This window comes from Cobetia sp. 1AS1, from assembly GCF_029846435.1.
Lineage (GTDB): Bacteria > Pseudomonadota > Gammaproteobacteria > Pseudomonadales > Halomonadaceae > Cobetia > Cobetia amphilecti.
The window spans coordinates 232,102-247,680 of sequence record NZ_JARWKU010000001.1 but is presented as its reverse complement, the minus strand read 5'-3'; the positions used below and the strand labels follow the sequence as shown (position 1 = coordinate 247,680).

The 15,579-nt window shown below is 61.9% G+C and carries 24 protein-coding genes; 1 reads left to right on the top strand and 23 read right to left on the bottom strand.

Features of this window, described 5'->3' with window-relative positions; genetic code table 11:
* From QD280_RS01105 to QD280_RS01055, 11 genes are all read right to left on the bottom strand, one after another.
* A complete protein-coding gene (locus QD280_RS01105; protein ID WP_279838062.1) occupies window positions 1-441 on the bottom strand; it encodes a hypothetical protein in 441 nt (146 codons plus the stop codon).
* Window positions 438-1,016: a hypothetical protein gene (locus QD280_RS01100; protein WP_279838061.1), complete on the bottom strand. Its 579-nt coding sequence runs from the start codon at window positions 1,014-1,016 to the stop codon at window positions 438-440. Before QD280_RS01100 ends, QD280_RS01105 begins: the two co-directional genes overlap by 4 nt.
* 11 nt (window positions 1,017-1,027) lie before the next feature.
* A complete protein-coding gene (locus tag QD280_RS01095; protein WP_279838060.1) occupies window positions 1,028-1,573 on the bottom strand; it encodes a head-tail adaptor protein in 546 nt (181 codons plus the stop codon).
* Between the two features lie 7 nt (window positions 1,574-1,580).
* On the bottom strand, window positions 1,581-1,910 hold the full coding sequence (locus tag QD280_RS01090) for a head-tail connector protein (protein WP_054557054.1): 330 nt from the start codon (window positions 1,908-1,910) through the stop codon (window positions 1,581-1,583).
* Window positions 1,911-1,987: 77 nt separating this feature from the next.
* Window positions 1,988-3,223, bottom strand: coding sequence for a phage major capsid protein (locus QD280_RS01085; RefSeq protein ID WP_279838059.1), 1,236 nt, complete (start codon window positions 3,221-3,223; stop codon window positions 1,988-1,990).
* 15 nt (window positions 3,224-3,238) lie between these two features.
* Window positions 3,239-3,841: an HK97 family phage prohead protease gene (locus tag QD280_RS01080; protein ID WP_084208182.1), complete on the bottom strand. Its 603-nt coding sequence runs from the start codon at window positions 3,839-3,841 to the stop codon at window positions 3,239-3,241.
* A complete protein-coding gene (locus QD280_RS01075) occupies window positions 3,838-5,058 on the bottom strand; it encodes a phage portal protein (RefSeq protein ID WP_054557051.1) in 1,221 nt (406 codons plus the stop codon). The genes QD280_RS01080 and QD280_RS01075 overlap by 4 nt, the downstream gene beginning before the upstream one ends.
* Complete coding sequence (locus QD280_RS01070) at window positions 5,055-5,219, bottom strand: hypothetical protein (protein ID WP_166019415.1); 165 nt, start codon at window positions 5,217-5,219, stop codon at window positions 5,055-5,057. The genes QD280_RS01075 and QD280_RS01070 overlap by 4 nt, the downstream gene beginning before the upstream one ends.
* Before the next feature lies 1 nt (window position 5,220).
* Complete coding sequence (locus tag QD280_RS01065) at window positions 5,221-6,930, bottom strand: terminase TerL endonuclease subunit (protein ID WP_166019414.1); 1,710 nt, start codon at window positions 6,928-6,930, stop codon at window positions 5,221-5,223.
* A 6-nt stretch (window positions 6,931-6,936) separates the two neighbouring features.
* On the bottom strand, window positions 6,937-7,416 hold the full coding sequence (locus tag QD280_RS01060) for a phage terminase small subunit P27 family (protein ID WP_054557049.1): 480 nt from the start codon (window positions 7,414-7,416) through the stop codon (window positions 6,937-6,939).
* A gap of 124 nt (window positions 7,417-7,540) precedes the next feature.
* Window positions 7,541-7,867: an HNH endonuclease gene (locus QD280_RS01055; protein WP_279838055.1), complete on the bottom strand. Its 327-nt coding sequence runs from the start codon at window positions 7,865-7,867 to the stop codon at window positions 7,541-7,543.
* 399 nt (window positions 7,868-8,266) lie between these two features.
* Here QD280_RS01055 and QD280_RS01050 point away from each other — a divergent pair, with 399 nt between their 5' ends.
* Window positions 8,267-8,458 (top strand): DUF2188 domain-containing protein, encoded by a 192-nt coding sequence (locus tag QD280_RS01050; RefSeq protein ID WP_279838053.1) that lies wholly within the window; start codon window positions 8,267-8,269, stop codon window positions 8,456-8,458.
* Window positions 8,459-8,474: 16 nt separating this feature from the next.
* Here the strand turns inward: QD280_RS01050 and QD280_RS01045 are convergent, their stop codons facing one another.
* From QD280_RS01045 to QD280_RS00990, 12 genes are all read right to left on the bottom strand, one after another.
* Window positions 8,475-8,969 carry a KilA-N domain-containing protein gene (locus tag QD280_RS01045; protein WP_279838051.1) on the bottom strand — a complete coding sequence of 165 codons (495 nt, stop codon included), beginning with the start codon at window positions 8,967-8,969 and terminating at the stop codon, window positions 8,475-8,477.
* Between the two features lie 389 nt (window positions 8,970-9,358).
* Window positions 9,359-9,784: a hypothetical protein gene (locus tag QD280_RS01040; RefSeq protein WP_279838049.1), complete on the bottom strand. Its 426-nt coding sequence runs from the start codon at window positions 9,782-9,784 to the stop codon at window positions 9,359-9,361.
* Window positions 9,772-10,125 carry a phage holin, lambda family gene (locus QD280_RS01035; RefSeq protein ID WP_131431534.1) on the bottom strand — a complete coding sequence of 118 codons (354 nt, stop codon included), beginning with the start codon at window positions 10,123-10,125 and terminating at the stop codon, window positions 9,772-9,774. The genes QD280_RS01040 and QD280_RS01035 overlap by 13 nt, the downstream gene beginning before the upstream one ends.
* A gap of 44 nt (window positions 10,126-10,169) precedes the next feature.
* On the bottom strand, window positions 10,170-10,700 hold the full coding sequence (locus QD280_RS01030; RefSeq protein WP_166019408.1) for a glycoside hydrolase family 104 protein: 531 nt from the start codon (window positions 10,698-10,700) through the stop codon (window positions 10,170-10,172).
* A gap of 723 nt (window positions 10,701-11,423) precedes the next feature.
* Window positions 11,424-11,981, bottom strand: coding sequence for a hypothetical protein (locus tag QD280_RS01025; RefSeq protein WP_279838047.1), 558 nt, complete (start codon window positions 11,979-11,981; stop codon window positions 11,424-11,426).
* A 35-nt stretch (window positions 11,982-12,016) separates the two neighbouring features.
* Entirely contained in the window at window positions 12,017-12,538 is a 522-nt protein-coding gene (locus QD280_RS01020) for a VRR-NUC domain-containing protein (RefSeq protein WP_279838045.1), read from the bottom strand.
* Window positions 12,535-12,819 carry a hypothetical protein gene (locus QD280_RS01015; RefSeq protein WP_279838044.1) on the bottom strand — a complete coding sequence of 95 codons (285 nt, stop codon included), beginning with the start codon at window positions 12,817-12,819 and terminating at the stop codon, window positions 12,535-12,537. Before QD280_RS01015 ends, QD280_RS01020 begins: the two co-directional genes overlap by 4 nt.
* Window positions 12,820-13,000: 181 nt before the next feature.
* Window positions 13,001-13,357: a hypothetical protein gene (locus tag QD280_RS01010; RefSeq protein ID WP_279838043.1), complete on the bottom strand. Its 357-nt coding sequence runs from the start codon at window positions 13,355-13,357 to the stop codon at window positions 13,001-13,003.
* A complete protein-coding gene (locus tag QD280_RS01005) occupies window positions 13,350-14,093 on the bottom strand; it encodes a replication protein P (RefSeq protein WP_279838042.1) in 744 nt (247 codons plus the stop codon). The genes QD280_RS01010 and QD280_RS01005 overlap by 8 nt, the downstream gene beginning before the upstream one ends.
* The gene (locus QD280_RS01000; protein WP_279838041.1) at window positions 14,035-14,931 is read right to left on the bottom strand and encodes a DnaT-like ssDNA-binding domain-containing protein; all 897 of its coding nucleotides are present in this window, start codon (window positions 14,929-14,931) and stop codon (window positions 14,035-14,037) included. The genes QD280_RS01005 and QD280_RS01000 overlap by 59 nt, the downstream gene beginning before the upstream one ends.
* Entirely contained in the window at window positions 14,928-15,188 is a 261-nt protein-coding gene (locus tag QD280_RS00995; protein WP_279838040.1) for a hypothetical protein, read from the bottom strand. The genes QD280_RS01000 and QD280_RS00995 overlap by 4 nt, the downstream gene beginning before the upstream one ends.
* Window positions 15,185-15,505 carry a hypothetical protein gene (locus QD280_RS00990; protein WP_279838038.1) on the bottom strand — a complete coding sequence of 107 codons (321 nt, stop codon included), beginning with the start codon at window positions 15,503-15,505 and terminating at the stop codon, window positions 15,185-15,187. The genes QD280_RS00995 and QD280_RS00990 overlap by 4 nt, the downstream gene beginning before the upstream one ends.
* Window positions 15,506-15,579 lie beyond the last annotated feature (74 nt).

The window sequence follows — 15,579 nt, the reverse complement described above, 5'->3', positions numbered from 1 at the left end:
TTACCTCGTGCGGGTGTAGGTGATGGTCACGGGCAGATAGATGGGAAGAATGCGGCTGCCCAGCTCCGCATCATCCAGTTCGGCTTCACCAGTCGTGATGGCGACCGCCAGCCCATCCAGTAGTACCTGGCTCTCCGGATAGATGGCGTTGTAAAGATCATTGAGCAGCGCATCCTGACCGGCACGCCCATGCGTCTTGAGGTCGAGGTAGGCCTCGATCTGAAGGCTGATCGATTCCTTGCGCGTCCCCCGCCCGGCACGGGCATCCACGTTGCTGGTCAGACGACGGACATGCAGCAGTGGCAGCGGGGTCTCCGAGCGCAGGTTGATCTGGATGGCCTCGGTCTCGATATGCGCGATGTCGGTGGCATGGCCATTGGCCGTCGAGATGGCCGCCAGTTGTGCCACGAAGGCATCGATCACGCGGGTGATGGGCGTCATGTGGCTCTCTCCTTGGCCAGGCGAGCGAGGAAGCGTTGCTGGAGGTCGAAGGCGACCTGCTTGCGCAGCTCGCCATTCACCTGATGATTCCAGTGGTTCTTGAGGGTCCAGCCGTTGGCACGGGTGAGGCGACGCTGGCTGCCCTTGCGGTAGCGCACCAGCGGTGTCTTGCTGCCGCCCTTGGGATTGACGAAGCCATAGACCCGCATGCGCTTGCCGCCCTTGCGAATCCAGATACTGGCGCGGGTACCAGTGCCATCCTCCACCTCGGTGCGGTACTGCCAGAACTTGAATGGCACCGGTGAGCGGCTGAGCGTGAGGCTGGCGCTTGGCTGGTCCTTGCTGGCCTTCTCGACCGTGATGCGCGAGCGCACCGCCGTCGGCCTGACCTTGCCATCGACGCTGATGTCATCGATGAGCTGCTTGCGGGTCGCGGATGCCTGCTCATTGATGGCCGAGGTCATCGCGCGGCGGGTGGCCGCGGGTAGCGCCTTGAACTCCGCCAGGCTATCGGTCAACCCCTCGATGGCCACGCCCTTGGGCAGCCGTGAGTTCTTGCCACGCTTGCGAGGCATGCGGCCTCCTGTCAGCGAGGAATGGTGAACAGCTGCACGGTGATGCCGTCATCGCTGCCTTCCACGATGCCTTCGATCTCGAGCGCCAGGCCGGCGATGTGAATCCTGTCGCCGGGCTCTGGCCACGGCCAGCGCAGCTCCGGTTGCAGTATCTCGACCACGTTGCGGGCCTCATTGGCCTGGCCGATGAAGACGTTCTGCCGGTGCAGCCATGCCTGAATGGGATAGGCCTCACCCCTCATCGGCTCATACTCGGCCACCACGCCTTGCAGGCGACGCGCGGCAATCTCGACCATGCTGCGTGCCGGGTCGAGGGATTCGATGATGAACAGCACCCCATCGCGGCGGCGGATGATCTGGCCTGCTGTCAACTCATCGCGGGGCCGCATGCGCACCAGCGTGGAGGATGGGGCACGGATGCCCGACTGCTCTTCTCGCCCGGCACTCTTGGGCTCCACGAATTCGGCCCAGACCTCACGCAAGGTGGGCCAGCTGGGCGGATGCCCGGTGCGGCTACCCAGCAGGGTGACGCGATGACGAAGCTGTCCGGCGCGCATAGTCACCTCATGCGAAATGGTAATGGGTGTAGTGATCGACCAGGGCGCCCACGGCCATGGGTACCTCTGAGGTGATGGTGCCGATGACCACGGCTTCACGGGTCTCGTACCAGTGGCCGATCAGCAGCAGCATCGCGGTGGTGATGTCGTCATCGATGACCAGCGCGTGCTCATCCCCTTCTGCCGGGATGGCGTCGTGGGTTTCATACAGCGTGCGTCCCGTGCGTCCTTCAATGACGCGACGGGCCGCATTGGAATAGGTCTCCAGGAGCTGATCGTCCTCGGAGAAGTCCGGCTCCAGCCGGACGTGCAACTTGATGATGTCCAGCTCGAGCATCGACATGCCTCATTGGGTTGGCCCCAACAGGCAAGGGCCGCGCGATGGCGGCCCTTGTGTCAGGTGGTGGGTGAGGATCAGGCCGCCTTGCCGGTCAGCGCCTTGATGGCGGCAGTGTCCTGCAGCACGCAATCGAAGCGATGGAAGGCGAGAAAGGCTGTCTGGTCGAATTCGGCATAGCGCTCGACCAGGCGCTTGAGCGTCATGTAGTTGATGCGACGAATCACGAACTGCTGGAAGTCACCGGCGAACATGAATTTCTTGCTCGCGGCCATGTCCTCGAAGCCCTGATCAATGAAGTAGGACTGACCGAGTACCGTGGACGGTGCCAGGCCCGCGACGGCCGGCAGCCACAGTGGGCGCCCCTGGCCATCTTCCATCTCGGTGATCTTCTGCAGGGTGTTGTCGTTGAAGCCCAGACGGAAGTTCGCGGCACGACGGTACGCCGGATCAATGCTGTGGATCAGCTTGGTGATGTCCTTCCAGTTCAGGCTGGCCGCAGCGGCTGCCGCCACGGTGCCAGTGACCGAGGTGGCGAGGCCTTTGGGCTGCTGGGGAGTGCCGGCACCGGTACCGCTCACCAGGTACTTGGCTTCGGCGCGACCGATACGGGAGCCGATGCGCGAGGCCAGGAAGCCCTCGATGTCAAAGGCCGAGTCCTGCAGCAGCTCATTGGAGACACGGATGACCTTGGAGCTCAGCTTCTTGGCGCCGAGGTTCTGGATGCCGAACTCGACATCCTTTTCACTGGCGGCGGTGTTCTCGCCCAGCAGCTCGCCCTCTTCCCCGGTACCGTCAGACACCGGCCATTCGATGGTGGCGCCATCGGAGGTATTCAGGATCTGGGCGACCGAGGCCAGCCCGCCATAGTCCTGCATGGACTCATGGATGCGGTTGAGCATGGTGGTCGGGACGGTGTAGCCGCCCTTGTCATTCTCGCCCGCTGCCTGAGCTCGCATCTCACGCATGATCGCGCGCTGCTCTTTGCTCATGTTGCCCATGCCTTCACGTACGAAGGCATCGAAGGCCGCGGCACGCTGCTCATCCACGCTCAGGCCCTGGGACTGCCCAGCTTCCGGCGTCTGAGACTGGCCGCGCAGCTCCTCTTCGTTGTCACGCACGAAGCGCTGATCTGCATCGCGCAGGGCTTCTTCGCGATCGATCTTGTCCTGCAGGCCATCCAGCTCGCTCTTCATGGACTGCCACTGGCTGCGCTGCTCATCCTTCCATTCGGTGTCGCCGGCATCTTCATGCATCTTGCGCATGTCCTTGGCGATGGCCGCGTACTTCTGCTTCAGTTCAGAGAGTTTCATGTAGCCTCCACGGGCTCAGGCATTGATGAGTTCAAGGAAGCGCTCGCGGGCGCGGCGCTGATTGACGGCACGCTGCGTGATCTCTCGGAGTTCATCGCAACGGGCTTGGAGCGACCGCTTGGCGGCGCCCGCATCGGGGTAGGCCGGATAGGTCACGGGGGACACATCCAGCAGGCGGCTGAATCGGTGAATGGTGCGCACGATCACGCCGTGCTCGTCCTCGCCCCACTCGTCACCATCGGGGGCGACACGGAAGGCGAAGCTGGAACCGGTGATGTCACCCCGTGCCAGCGGCGCCATGACCAGATCACGCACCGACTGGGTGTCGGGTGGGTCGATCTCATAACGCAGGCCCTCTTCATCCACGGACAGCGACAGCGTGTTGCTGAGGGTGCGGCCGAGCACGAAGTTGGGGTCATGGTTGAACAGGGCGCGCACGTCATCGCCCAGCACGTTGTCGAATGCACCGGGGGCGATCTGCTCCTTGAACATGCCCATGATCATTTCGCTGCGCTTGTTGAAGACGGCGCCGTGACCAATGATCCGCAACGGCTGCCCTTCTTCGCCCGCTTCGGCGCGGACCTCGCACGTCAGGGCGCGCTTTTCTGTCTCACTCATGATGTGGAGTCCTCGGGCGAGGGTGACTGGCCCAGCTGACTGGCTGGGGTGGCGTTGACGCTGATCAGCATCTCGCTGAGGCCATCGCGTGGGTTCATGTCTTCCAGGGCGCGGACTTCGTTGCGATCCATCCAGCCATCGGTGATGGCCTTGTGATAGAACTCGGCACGCTCCGTGGGGGTGCCGCGCAGCAGCCCGGCGAGGTTGAACTTGGCGTAGTAGCCAGCCCGACGCTCGGTGGGCGTGAAGATGGCGCGGTTGATCTCCTGCTCCCAGTTGATGACCCAGGGCATCATCGTGTGCCGCACGAACTGGATGGCCTGCTCGGAGATGTTCGAGAAGGTGGCCTTGTCCAGGTCGTTGATCATGTGCGCGGGCACGTTGAAGATGCCGGCCACCTCGGAGCGGTTGAGCTTGCGCGTCTCGAGGAACTGGGCGTCCTCCGGCGCGATGGTGATCGACTTGTAATCCAGCTGTGCGGGGAGCATCAGCGTCTTGTTCTCGGACTGGCGCAGACTGGCCACGGCCTTGGCCCAGGTCTCCTTGAGGCGATTCCAGCTGTCGGCGTTCAAGCTGTCCTTGACGGTGACAAGCCCGGTCGGGCGCCCGCCTCCCTCGAAGAAATCCTTGCCGTAGCGCTGAGCCGCCAGCCCGAGGCCGATGGTCTCGGCGTGCTGACGCACCACGCTGACGCCGGTGCGATCGTGCGAGCCAAGCGCGCGAACGTGGATCATGTCCTCGGTGGCGACGGCACGTGAGCCATCCTCATCGGTGACGGCATATAGCCAGCGGTTGCCGCGCTTCACTGGGCTGCAGTTCCACGGGCAATGGCGTTGCAGGGAGACGGCATTGCCCCGCGCATCCCGAACCACCTCGGTGTAGCCATTGCCCCAGCCAAGCACGTGGGACTGGGCCGTCTCGCGCCACTTGTAGCTGGTCTGCCAGTCGTTGGGCTCGTCATGCAGCAGCTGATACGCGGGGTGGTCCGTGGCGGCGGTGATGACGCCGTTCTGCTTGCGCATGACGTGCAGCGGCAATTGCGCCAGCGAGGATGACAGCACGTAGATGCAGGCGTAGACCGCGCCAAGCGTCATGGCGCTCTGCTGGTTGACCGTGATGCTGGAGTCGCCATGCAGATAGTCCGCCAGCGTCTGACCGGTGAGCGGTGTTGCCGGGTTCTCGACCGAGCGGGTGGAGAACAGTTGATCGAGAATCATGAGGCCCCCTTGCGCATGGCGCGTGCGCCGAGCAGTGCCAACACCAGTAGCAGGCTGCCACTGACCATCAGCGCGTCCGCGAGGCCGAATCGCAGGTACAGGCCGCCCGTCAGGCTGGCGAAGCCGGCCAGCCCGAGGGTGTCGAACAGTAGGTTTCGCATGTCACATGACCAGGAAGTCGTCGTCTGAGAGGGAGTCGAGAAGGCTGGGTGGCTCGACATCGAGGGTGATGGCACGCCCCAACGCCATGAGCAGCGCGATGATGCCGTCGATCTTGTTGTCGGCGGCTTCCTTGCGCGGGTAGATGTTCTCTTTGGCGTCGGCCTTGGCGACCACATTGCTGGCCATCCAGGTGAGCAGCGGGTCAGCCGGGTGCGTGAAGCGACCACCAGTGACGGCGGCCTCCATCTCGCGCATGGCGGGGCTCATGTTCTGGACCGTGTTGCGGTACTCGATGACCGGCGCGCCTTCCTGCATCAGCTGATGGGCGAGCTGGGTGGCTCGCCACGGATCGTAGGCGACTTCCTGCACATCGAAGCGACTGGAGAGATCGAGGATGTCTTGCCGGATGACCTCGAAGTCGAGCTCCTCGCCATCAGTGATGATCAGGTGGCCGGAGTTGACCCAGCCCTCATAGGCAGCGCGGTTGCTGCTGGCGCGCTCGATCGCACCTTCCGGCAGGTAGCTGCGCACGAAGGCACGCCACTCGACCTTGGCGTCTTCGCGCACCTTGCGGAAGATCAGGCCGATGGCGGCGATGTCGGTCTTGCTGGCAAGGTCAACGCCCAGCCAGCAGGGCTCGCCCTCCATCTGGTCCAGCGACATCGAGTCATCGCCGGCCGCCAGCCAGGTGGCCATGTTCAGCCAGGCGCTGCGTGCCGAGACCCAGACATCGAGGTGCTTGGTCAGAAAGGAGTTCTGGCGACTGGGATACTGGATGGCATCGCGCTGCGCCTTGAGCAGGAATTCCTCGCTGACGCTGACACCGAAGTTGGGGTTGGCCTTGCGCAGCACGTCCGGTGACTGCCAGTCGTCGCCCTCATCGATGGTGTAGATCAGCGCGAAGAGTTCAGGGTTATCAACCACACCCTCGAGCATCTGCTGCGCTTGCCGGCGCTTGTCGTAGCAAGGGCCAGCGAGGTTGAAGCCGGCAGTGGTGATGATGAACATCAGCGGCTGATCGCGGGCACCCATGCCGGTCAGCATGGTTTCGTAGAGGCTGGGCGATTGGTGCTCGTGGAACTCATCGACAATGGCGCAGCTGGGGCTCGAGCCGTCGCCCGGGTCACCGATCATCGGTTCCAGGCGGGAGCCGTCACCGGGGATGCTGATGTTCTTGGCCATCACCTCAATGCCGGCGGCGCTGATCAGGGCCGGTGACTTCTGCAGCATCAGCTTGGCCGGGCGGAAGACCTCCCAAGCCTGCTTCTCTGTGGTGGCACCACAGTAGACCTCGGCGCCGTATTCCCCATCGGCGGCCAGCATGTAGGTGGCCACGCCAGCGGCGATCACTGACTTGCCGTTCTTGCGCGGTACCTCGATGTAAGCCTCACGATAACGACGCTGCCCACTGCGCTTGCTCATCCAGCCGAACAGCACACTGAAGATGAAGAGCTGCCAGGGCTCGAGGGTGATCAGCTTGCGCTCGCGTGCCCACTTGCCCTTGGTGTGAGGCAGCAGCTGGATGAAGGCGCATGCCCGCTCGGCGGCGTCACGATCGAACCGATAGGGAAAGGCGCGCGTCTTGGCCGCCTTCTGTTCATCGACATGACGCTGGCAGGCAAGACGGACCCACTTGCAAGCGGGTATCCGGCCAGCCACCACGTCCCGAGCGTACTTGTTCGCAGCATTGACGTTGGGATAGCTGGCCATTGAGTGTCATCGCTTGTTACCACCCAGCAGCTCGGCGAAGGGGTTGGCGGCATCCTTGGACCCGGGCACGGCCAGGCGTGCTCGGCTGGATGGGTCGAGACCGAGTGCGCTGCCGAAGGTCGTCATCTGACGGGCCGCCTCATTCTTCGCGGTCAGAGCTGGGTTCTTGATGGGGGCGCCGGTGGCAGGGCTTTCCAGCACCAGGCCGCATTGCTGGATCTCGACCACGGCCTGACGCCAAGTGGCGTAGGCATCGCAGTAGGCCTCGAGCTGATGCAGGTCAGAGCGCGTCAGGATCTTGGAGCCGACCAACCAGGGCGCGAGCTTGTCCCAGGCATCGCGGCCGATCTCGCACAGCCAGTCGGGTGCCGGCGGGGCTTCATCGAGTGCATCGCCCTCGGGCTCGTCATGGTTGATGGCACGCTTGCCGGCGTTGCCCTGCACCGCCTTCAAGTGGCTTGGTTTGGGCTTGCGACCTCGTGTCATCTGAGAATCCTTCGCGCTAGGCTGATTTTTCAATTTCGCGGGTGTGAGAAAGAAACGTAACGGAACGGTGGCCGCCCCCAAAGGTGGTAGAGATTGCACCCCCTCCCCCCACTCAGGGCCTGCCTCAGTCGCCTGGTCTGGCCACCTGCGCCTCGCTTGCCGTCTTGGCCTGATGGCAGGCCTTGCAGATCGCTTCGAGGTTGTCAGGGGCGTCTGTCCCGCCCTGAGCCTTACCCACGATGTGATCAACTTCAGTGGCTGGCGTGATGCGATTCATGCGCTCGCATGGCTGGCAGAGGTAGCGATCACGCTTGAGAATCGCGTTTCGCAGTCGTCGCCAAGGCCGGCCGCCTCGGCCTTGCCCGCCTCGCTTGCTCTTGCCCCAGTTGATAGCGCGATCGGCATGCGCCTCGCAGTACCCATGAGAGGCCGTCGTCTTGCCACCACACATGGGTGCCTTGCATGGACGTGGTGGCTTGATAGGCATGTGAAGACCTCAACAGGAGAATCGATAGATATAATTATTCTTATTGATGTAGCTAATTTAGTGCACGAAGATGCACGAGCCATATCTATAGGAAGGGGGGGCCGATATGACGACTTCTAAGAGTATCCGCGTGGTCATCCGAGATAATCAGTGGGCCGTGAAGCGAGAGGGGAAAACACTGTGTATCAGAAGCTTTACAACGCAATACGATGCGATTGATTACGCACGCGTCCTCGCGACCCGACTGAGAACCAAGCTCGTGATTGAAGCAAGAGGCGGAAACATTGTTGATAAATACTCACCATTACTACAGTAAGAACTACACATATATCGATCCATGGCTATCGATCACAGGAGCCTTTCATGATGCTCGAGCTATATCTCTATCGCTGCTCTGACGGTTGGGCAGTACGTCGTGAGCTCGAGGATGTGCCACACAAGACATTCAAGCAGGAAGCCGAAGCCCGCGAGTACGCAGAGGCTCTCGCTCATATCAAGGGATACAAGCTCTATGTCATCCGCGACGGGGGAACTGGGCGAGACCGCGTACTGTGACCGGAGCAAGGAGTGCTTAAGAGTCGATGGGCAGCGCCATCTGAAGCTCTTGCCGCCAGTAGTCAGCGCGAGACTCCAGTGCCGGCTTGATCCATCGATGGCTGGCCAGCTCGCGACCGGCAAGGCTCCCCTTGGCATTCTGGTCATCCAGTGCGCAGCAGGCCTTTTCGAACTCTTGCATAGCGCTTAGCTCGCCCCGCATGAATGCGTCGATTCTGAGGTCACACCATACTGCGAACCGGACATCCAGCCATTGGGCGAACCGTACTCCGAGTTTCGGGTGCAACCATGTGCCACTGTCATAACGACCACGGCGGGTTTTTAAAAGTGACTCAGGATCACAATTAAGTGCCGCAGCGAACTCTCGAAGATACGCCTGCGTTTCGTCTTGCTTAAGCCAATCCACAGGGCGCTTATGAAAGCGCTTGGCAATGTCGGTGGCATTGATCCAGCCATCTGTGTTGAAGCGGATGGACTGGCCTTCGTAGTCGAGAGGAATAACGTTTGTCATCGGTAGAGCCTTTTAGAGATAGAGCCTGTCACCCAGGAGTCGCCAACCCAGAGAGGCCCGATGAAGCCATCGGCGCTCCTCAGGCTCTATCCTGAAAGGCTCTGGTAAGTACCGGGCGCGGGTGAAGCGCCCACAAAAAAGCCCCGCCGGATGGCAGGGCTTTTCAATTCTTGTGGTGTCACTCAGCAATCGTCTGCTCGGCCCCATCAGGCCCATCGGCCAGGCGCTCGAGGATTGAGGCCGTCGCCGTGCGGTCAGCATTGAAGCGACGGCGCTGCGACTCATAGTCAGCCAGCAGGCTGAGCAGATCGCGGTTGGATGTCACTGACCGATCAGGCGCAGGCAGTGGATTGAGCAGGTAGCTCGGCACTTCAGGTGTGCACTGCCACTCAGTTGGCATCACCACTGGCTTGCTCTCGAAGGCGCTGCAGCCACTCAGCAGCAGCGTCAGGCACAGGCCGGTCAGCCCAATCCCCAGTCGGCGCATCGTCTCTCTCCATCCGGCGTGCAGCTGCCCGGGCAGCCATGATTGAACGGTCATCCAGGGCGCGGCTGGCTTCGCGGGCCTCCAATGCGACGGACAATCGCTTCATCTGATTGCCGTAGTGCAACGCCATCATCTCGAGCCCACGGTTGACCGCCTTCTCGGTGGATAGCTCAGCCTTGAGGTCATTGGCTTGCTGCTCGGCCTTGGTCGCCTCATAGGTCTTCATGGCACCCCAGCCCAGCACCACCGCCATCAGGATGACCTCGACCTTCACACCTGATATCAGCTTGCGGCCCCATGCCCACGCGGTCGTGATCAGTGCAGCCATCGTCCCAGCACCTTATCGAAGATGGCGTCAGACTTGGCACGCAGCCACTCGACACCGAGGAAAGCAATCGCAGCCCCGATGGCCACGGCCATGTCCTGATCCAAGCCGCCCCAGTCCAGCAGCGGCTTGAGCGCCAATGTCAGGCCACCCACCAGGGTCGCCTCGAGCAATGACTTGTAGAAGCGGCCACCGGCATGTAGACCGCGCAGCAGCGCGATCACGAATGACAGCCCCGCTGCATAGAGGTTGGCTTGATACGGCTGTAGCCACTCCAGCAGCATCTGCCATGTCGATGGATCGCGGTGTGGCATATCGGCGGGCTCGTGGTCGTCGTCATGCATATGGCCTCCTGAGTCGGTAGGCCCTGCGTAGTTCGTCGTTATCGTTATGCGATGTGGCCGCCAGCACGCACGTAAACGCCCAGCAGCTCATCGGTATCAAGCTCACGCTGCCCATAACCTGCCCCTGGCAGGCTCGCCCAGATGCGCCGGCAGGCGTGGATGGCCTCAGCGATACGCCCGTCATACACCATGCCCAATGCCCGACACTGCCGGATCAACTGCTTGGCTGCCTCATCCTGCGAGGCGGGCGAGAAGTCCGACAGGTGGAAGCGCTTGGCCAGGTCATCCCACGTCCCGACCAGGAACTGATACCGGCCCGCCGCCGTGCTGTGGATGTTGTACGACTTCAGCCATACCGACTGGCGGGGATGATCATCGAAGCCACCGAAGGTCTTGCCGCCCACCAGCACGTCATAGCCCTCAATCGAGCTGAAGCGCGGCGTGCCCTCGGCATAGGCAATGGTGTCCAGGAAGGCCGACAGATTGCTGGCATCATCAGCCGACGGATCAATAGGCGCATCGAAGCCCACCAGCTCGACCTCATCGAGCCAGTGCGCGGGAGCATGTGCAGGCATAGGAATCACCGGGGAGCAGATACGAAAAAGCCCCGCCAGATGGCAGGGCTCGCAAATTATATGGAACACACTACGAATATCGTCTGCGGGAACGGCCGTGCTCCAGCGCTGCCTCAGCTACGTCATGAGTGAGCCGTGTAAATTCACATTCCTCAATGACAACATCCAAGTCTATCCCCATGTCGTCACACACAATGCATAGAGACTCGCCAAGAGGCCTGAAATCGCCCCCTTTGGCCATCTCCACATGAGTCACACAAATGATGTCATCGAGCATGGCCGTCCTTAAAGGAAAAAGTTCGATTGATACCTCTCGCTTGCTCCAGCCTGCGCGCAAGCTCCTCCTCGTGACAGGCCGAACCTGCTATGTCACTCGTCAGCCCTAAGTGTCTATAGCGTTCGAGTAGCTCCGAGAAGGTGAGCTCGTCCCTGTTTCGCTCTTTATTTAGCAAAGCCCCTAGAGCCAGAAGCTCCGAAGGGTCAGCCTTAGCTCTTTCAACGAGTCCAGCGTCTATGTGATTCATGTTATCCCCTGCTCAGAGTGCCCCCATCAGCGAGGGTGAGCTATATCGGGGAGAAGAGCTAAGCTATCGATCAACGAGATATAAACCAAAAAGCCCCGCCAGATGGCAGGGCCTTGAAATGAGCGGTGATCCAGAGACGCAAGAATCACACAATAGCTGGATCGTACCCTCAAACCCTCGCTTTTGCAACATATGGTAGTCAGGCAGCCATTTCAGCTTGAGAAAGCACCATATGCAGTAGCGATTCACGACCACGAGATGCCGCACACTGCATCGATTTGGCCGACTTGAACGGCTCCACCTTCACTGCCCCGGGCACCCAGCCCAGCCGCGCCAGAATCGCAACCTGCGCCGCCACGGCCTGCGATTGGGTCATCATGCGCGGCGACTGGCAATTCTGCACCGGCGGAATGGCATAGGCCGCCAGCAGTACCGCCATACGCTGTCGATCACTCAGGCGTGACAGCAGTGCTGCCGCCATCGTCCGCCACTGGCTTTCCTGCTGATAACGTTCTGACGCTTTGCCGACGTGATCCACCAGGCCCGTGCACTCGCCACGCCCTTCCCCCATGCCGCCCACCGATGACACCTGATGCCATCCCGCGTTCTGGTGGCGCAGCCCGGTGCGATACTCGATCTCTTCCTCGAGCAGCTCATCCAGGGCATGCGCCAACGCCTGCTGACGCCTCACGCCCTCCGGCAGCTTCTCGATCAGGCGGAAGGTCTCCGCCAGCCCCATATCCTCGATCCGCTGCATGTCCTGCCCTCCTGCTCCGAGTTACTACGTGAGCCCTATGCCGTTGCCTTGCGCCACTCACTGCCATGCGGCATCACCTCCGGCTCACCGGCCACCACTGTCTCGGGCCAGCTCGCATAAGCCACCAGCACCGCCTTGGCCTCATCCACGCCTTTGGCCAGCACCGCCAGATAGCCATTGCCCTCCATCTTCTCAAGCCATTCGCGCTGAGACTTCGCCAGGGCGGCATCATGTGGCGGGGCTGCTTTGAACTCGATGTAGAGCCCGTGATACCCACCGCGGGCCGTGGCCACCACCAGGTCACTCACCCCAGCCCGCACGCCCTGCATCTTGAGGTCTGCCGCCGTCTTCTTGTTGCGCTGGCCGCCATTGGGGACGTGATAGGTGACATCCTCGAGCAGCACCCCCACCTGCTTTCCGCGTCGCTGCTCGCCTTTGAGCCAACGGATCAGCACCTTTTGCTCGTTGCCCTCGCGGTCGATGCGTGGCGCCGACTTGCGGGCTTGGCCTGCCTTGCGGGCCGCCACCTTGGCGGATGGGTGTGTTGCCCAGCTCATTCAGGCCTCCTTTGCGCCGACTGCCAGCGACGAAAGTTCGCGATGATTCGCGGTAGCATCTGGCCAGATCGCTTGCTCTTGTCCATATCGGCAAAAGTCGTGACGCCGCATGCCTTGCAAAGGAAATCCACGCCATCCTCATATTGATGAGTCCCATCCGGAATAGTGTTCTCATCAAGTTTGTAGCGGTAGCGCTTGGCATGATCGAGAAATAGCAGAAAGTCCTCCGTAGCCAGCAACATTTCCGCCATCTGAGCGTACTTGCCGCCTGAATACCCCATCACCCTGTTCCTCTTATCCGAGCACCCTTGGCGTTGTAGTGGGGCCTACCCAGGGCAATGCAGCGCTTGCACGTACCCAGGCACGCCGCCAGCTGATCAACGGCTACACGCCTACCGCAGGCAAAGCAGCGACGCAGGGCTGAACGATTCGGCCGGCTGAAGCTGCCAGCGGGGCGATAGCTCACTGCAGAGCCTCCAGCATGTCAGACTGGGACTTGCCTCGAGCAAGATGCAGCAAGCGATACTCATGGGCCGCACTCCCCCCACGGCGGCGACTCTCCACTCTTACCCCATGATGGCGACGCAGATCTCGCAGGCGGGCGCTGATAGCTGCCTCACTATCCAACCGATCGAAGCGCTTGCGGATCTCGGCGGCCAGCTCATGCAGCATCAGCCATGAGCGCGATTCGCTAAGCGCCAGATAAGTTCGCCCCAGCTGACTTGCGGGGTTGTCCAGCGCCGCACGTCGTGGCCGTGGGGTTCTGCCAATGTTGGCACCGGTAGTGGTTGTGAGTGCTTGATATTCATGGTTATCCATGCGCTAACCCTCCCCGCATCATCTTCAGTGCCTGGGCAGGTGTAATACCTGCCAGTTCACCCGCTGCCTTACGGGCCTTCTCCTCCCCCGCCATGGCGGCTCGTTCTGCCGGTGACAGCTGGCCATCATGTCCAATCGCCGCTTGCGGCTTGAGGTCATCACCCCGGGCGTATCGCTCCACCACCTGCTGGTAGTACACGCGGAAGGCACGTTCATGCTTGTCCATTCGCTGGTAGGTGGCCGAGGCCATGCCATGAAGGTCCATGTGCTCGCCCGCGGCGGCGATGGCCTCATGCGGGTACGGCTTGCCGGTGAAGGCGTGGTCCTGCAATGCCTGCCAGGCGGTATCGAAGTCCGGCAGGCCCAGCCCCTCGGGTGTCATCTGGCATAGCTCGGCGAACTGCATGGCGCTGTCAGGCGGGAAGGCGTTACCACGCTGTTGGAGTGACTTGGCCGTGCGGGCTTTCTCGGCCTGCAAGCCACAGCGCAGGTGCTGGGCGCTCAGGTGGCTCAGGGCCGCCAGCCACTCGCCTTCCACGTCACAGCTCACCCACTGGCCATTCTCTTCAGTTCCCCAGCCCATCTCACGGCAGCGGCGGTGCCAATGGGCGCCATGCAACTGGGCCAAGCGATCGAACAGCGCATCCACCGCCTTCTGACTCACTCGTGGCAGGTCATCACAACCACTCGCCATCGATGACGTCGCCGGACGGCGGCTGGCCTTCGGCTTGTTCACGGCGGCGCTCAATGAGTGCACGCCCTTCAGCGGCTGAGAGTTTCGAGTTACGGATTGGACCAGTTGAGCGACGGCTTCCATGGGTGCCTCCAGCGTTGCGTGCATTGTTGTTCGATGAAGTGTTGGCGTTCTGGCTCATGCGGGCCTGACGGGCCGCTTCTCGCTTGCGGTTTTCACTCACCCAGCCCGCGAACTTGGCGCACCAGGCATGATGCGAATGCCTCCGCCCGGGCTGATCCGCGAAGTGCGCGGTGAAGTCCGCCAGCTCGCCCTGATCCCATGTCAGCGATGGATCACCCCGGCGCAGGGTCTCCGCCTGCCAGTGGGTATCGTCCGGTCGCCAGTCCAGCGTCATCGGCACCTGACGGGCACCGGCAGTCACTTGCGACTGGGCGTTGTCTGCCTGCTGGGCGGCATTGGCGAAGATGAGATGCTCGGCTTGGGCAGGTGCGGTGGCAGGCTCGACAGGTGCCTCTTCCTCATCGCTACCGGCCATCAGCGCCTCGAGCTCTTCCGGTGACGGCTCATCGGCGGCTTGCGGTTGCTGCTGGTCATCACCCATGGCAAGGCGGTAGAAGTTCGAGGTCTGGCGTCCAGAGGGTGTCTTGCGGGCCACAACCGTCATGACCCCTTGCTCGACCAGCGCCTCAATCGCGCGCTGCACCGTGCGCATCGAACAGGCCATCTCATCCGCCAGGCGACGAACGGACGGCCAGCACACGCCCTGCTCGTTCGCGTAATCGGCCATCAACAACAGCAACAGACGCGGGCCCGCCTTGATCGACTCAGGCATCTCGAGCATCACCTCACGCGCCCAACTCATCGCATGCAGGCTCATGCCTCACCTCCCGCCAACTTCAAGTGACGTGCCGCACGCGCCCGGTGCCACTTCTTGCCGCCCAGCTCATCGCCCTTGTCACCTCGGCGGGCAGCGAGAATGGCATTGCACTTGTGCCAAGTGGCATAAGCTTCGTGATACTCACGGGCCCGCACCGGCTGCTCATGGCGGATATCTTCTCGCTGAGCAATATGACGACTCGCGCGAGCCATCTCGGCTTCAATACGTGCCGTGCTCATGCTTGCCGTTATCGTCATGCCATTACCTCGTCGCCCTTGGCAGCCATTCCCAGCGACAAGCGCTCATAGCGTCCTGCCTCGCTCATGTGGTGGTCGATCGACAGGGATCGGCGGGCATCTTCCTTGGCCGTCTCCCCCTGCCCCTTGCCGCATTCCAGCAGGGCCACCACAGCCAGGTGGTGCTGCATGCTCATGCGCAAATCGATCACGCCACCCACCCGCTCACGCTTCTCGATGGCCACCGCCAGTCGATAGGTCTCGGCCTTGAGGGACTCACAGCTCCAACCGCGATAGCTGGTCAACATCTGCTTGGCTTCACTCGTCTTGATCGTCATGCCATACTCCCTTGGCATAGTGAGATGCTTCCCCCGGAATGGTTTGGACGCCTTCGGGGGATTTTCGTATCTGG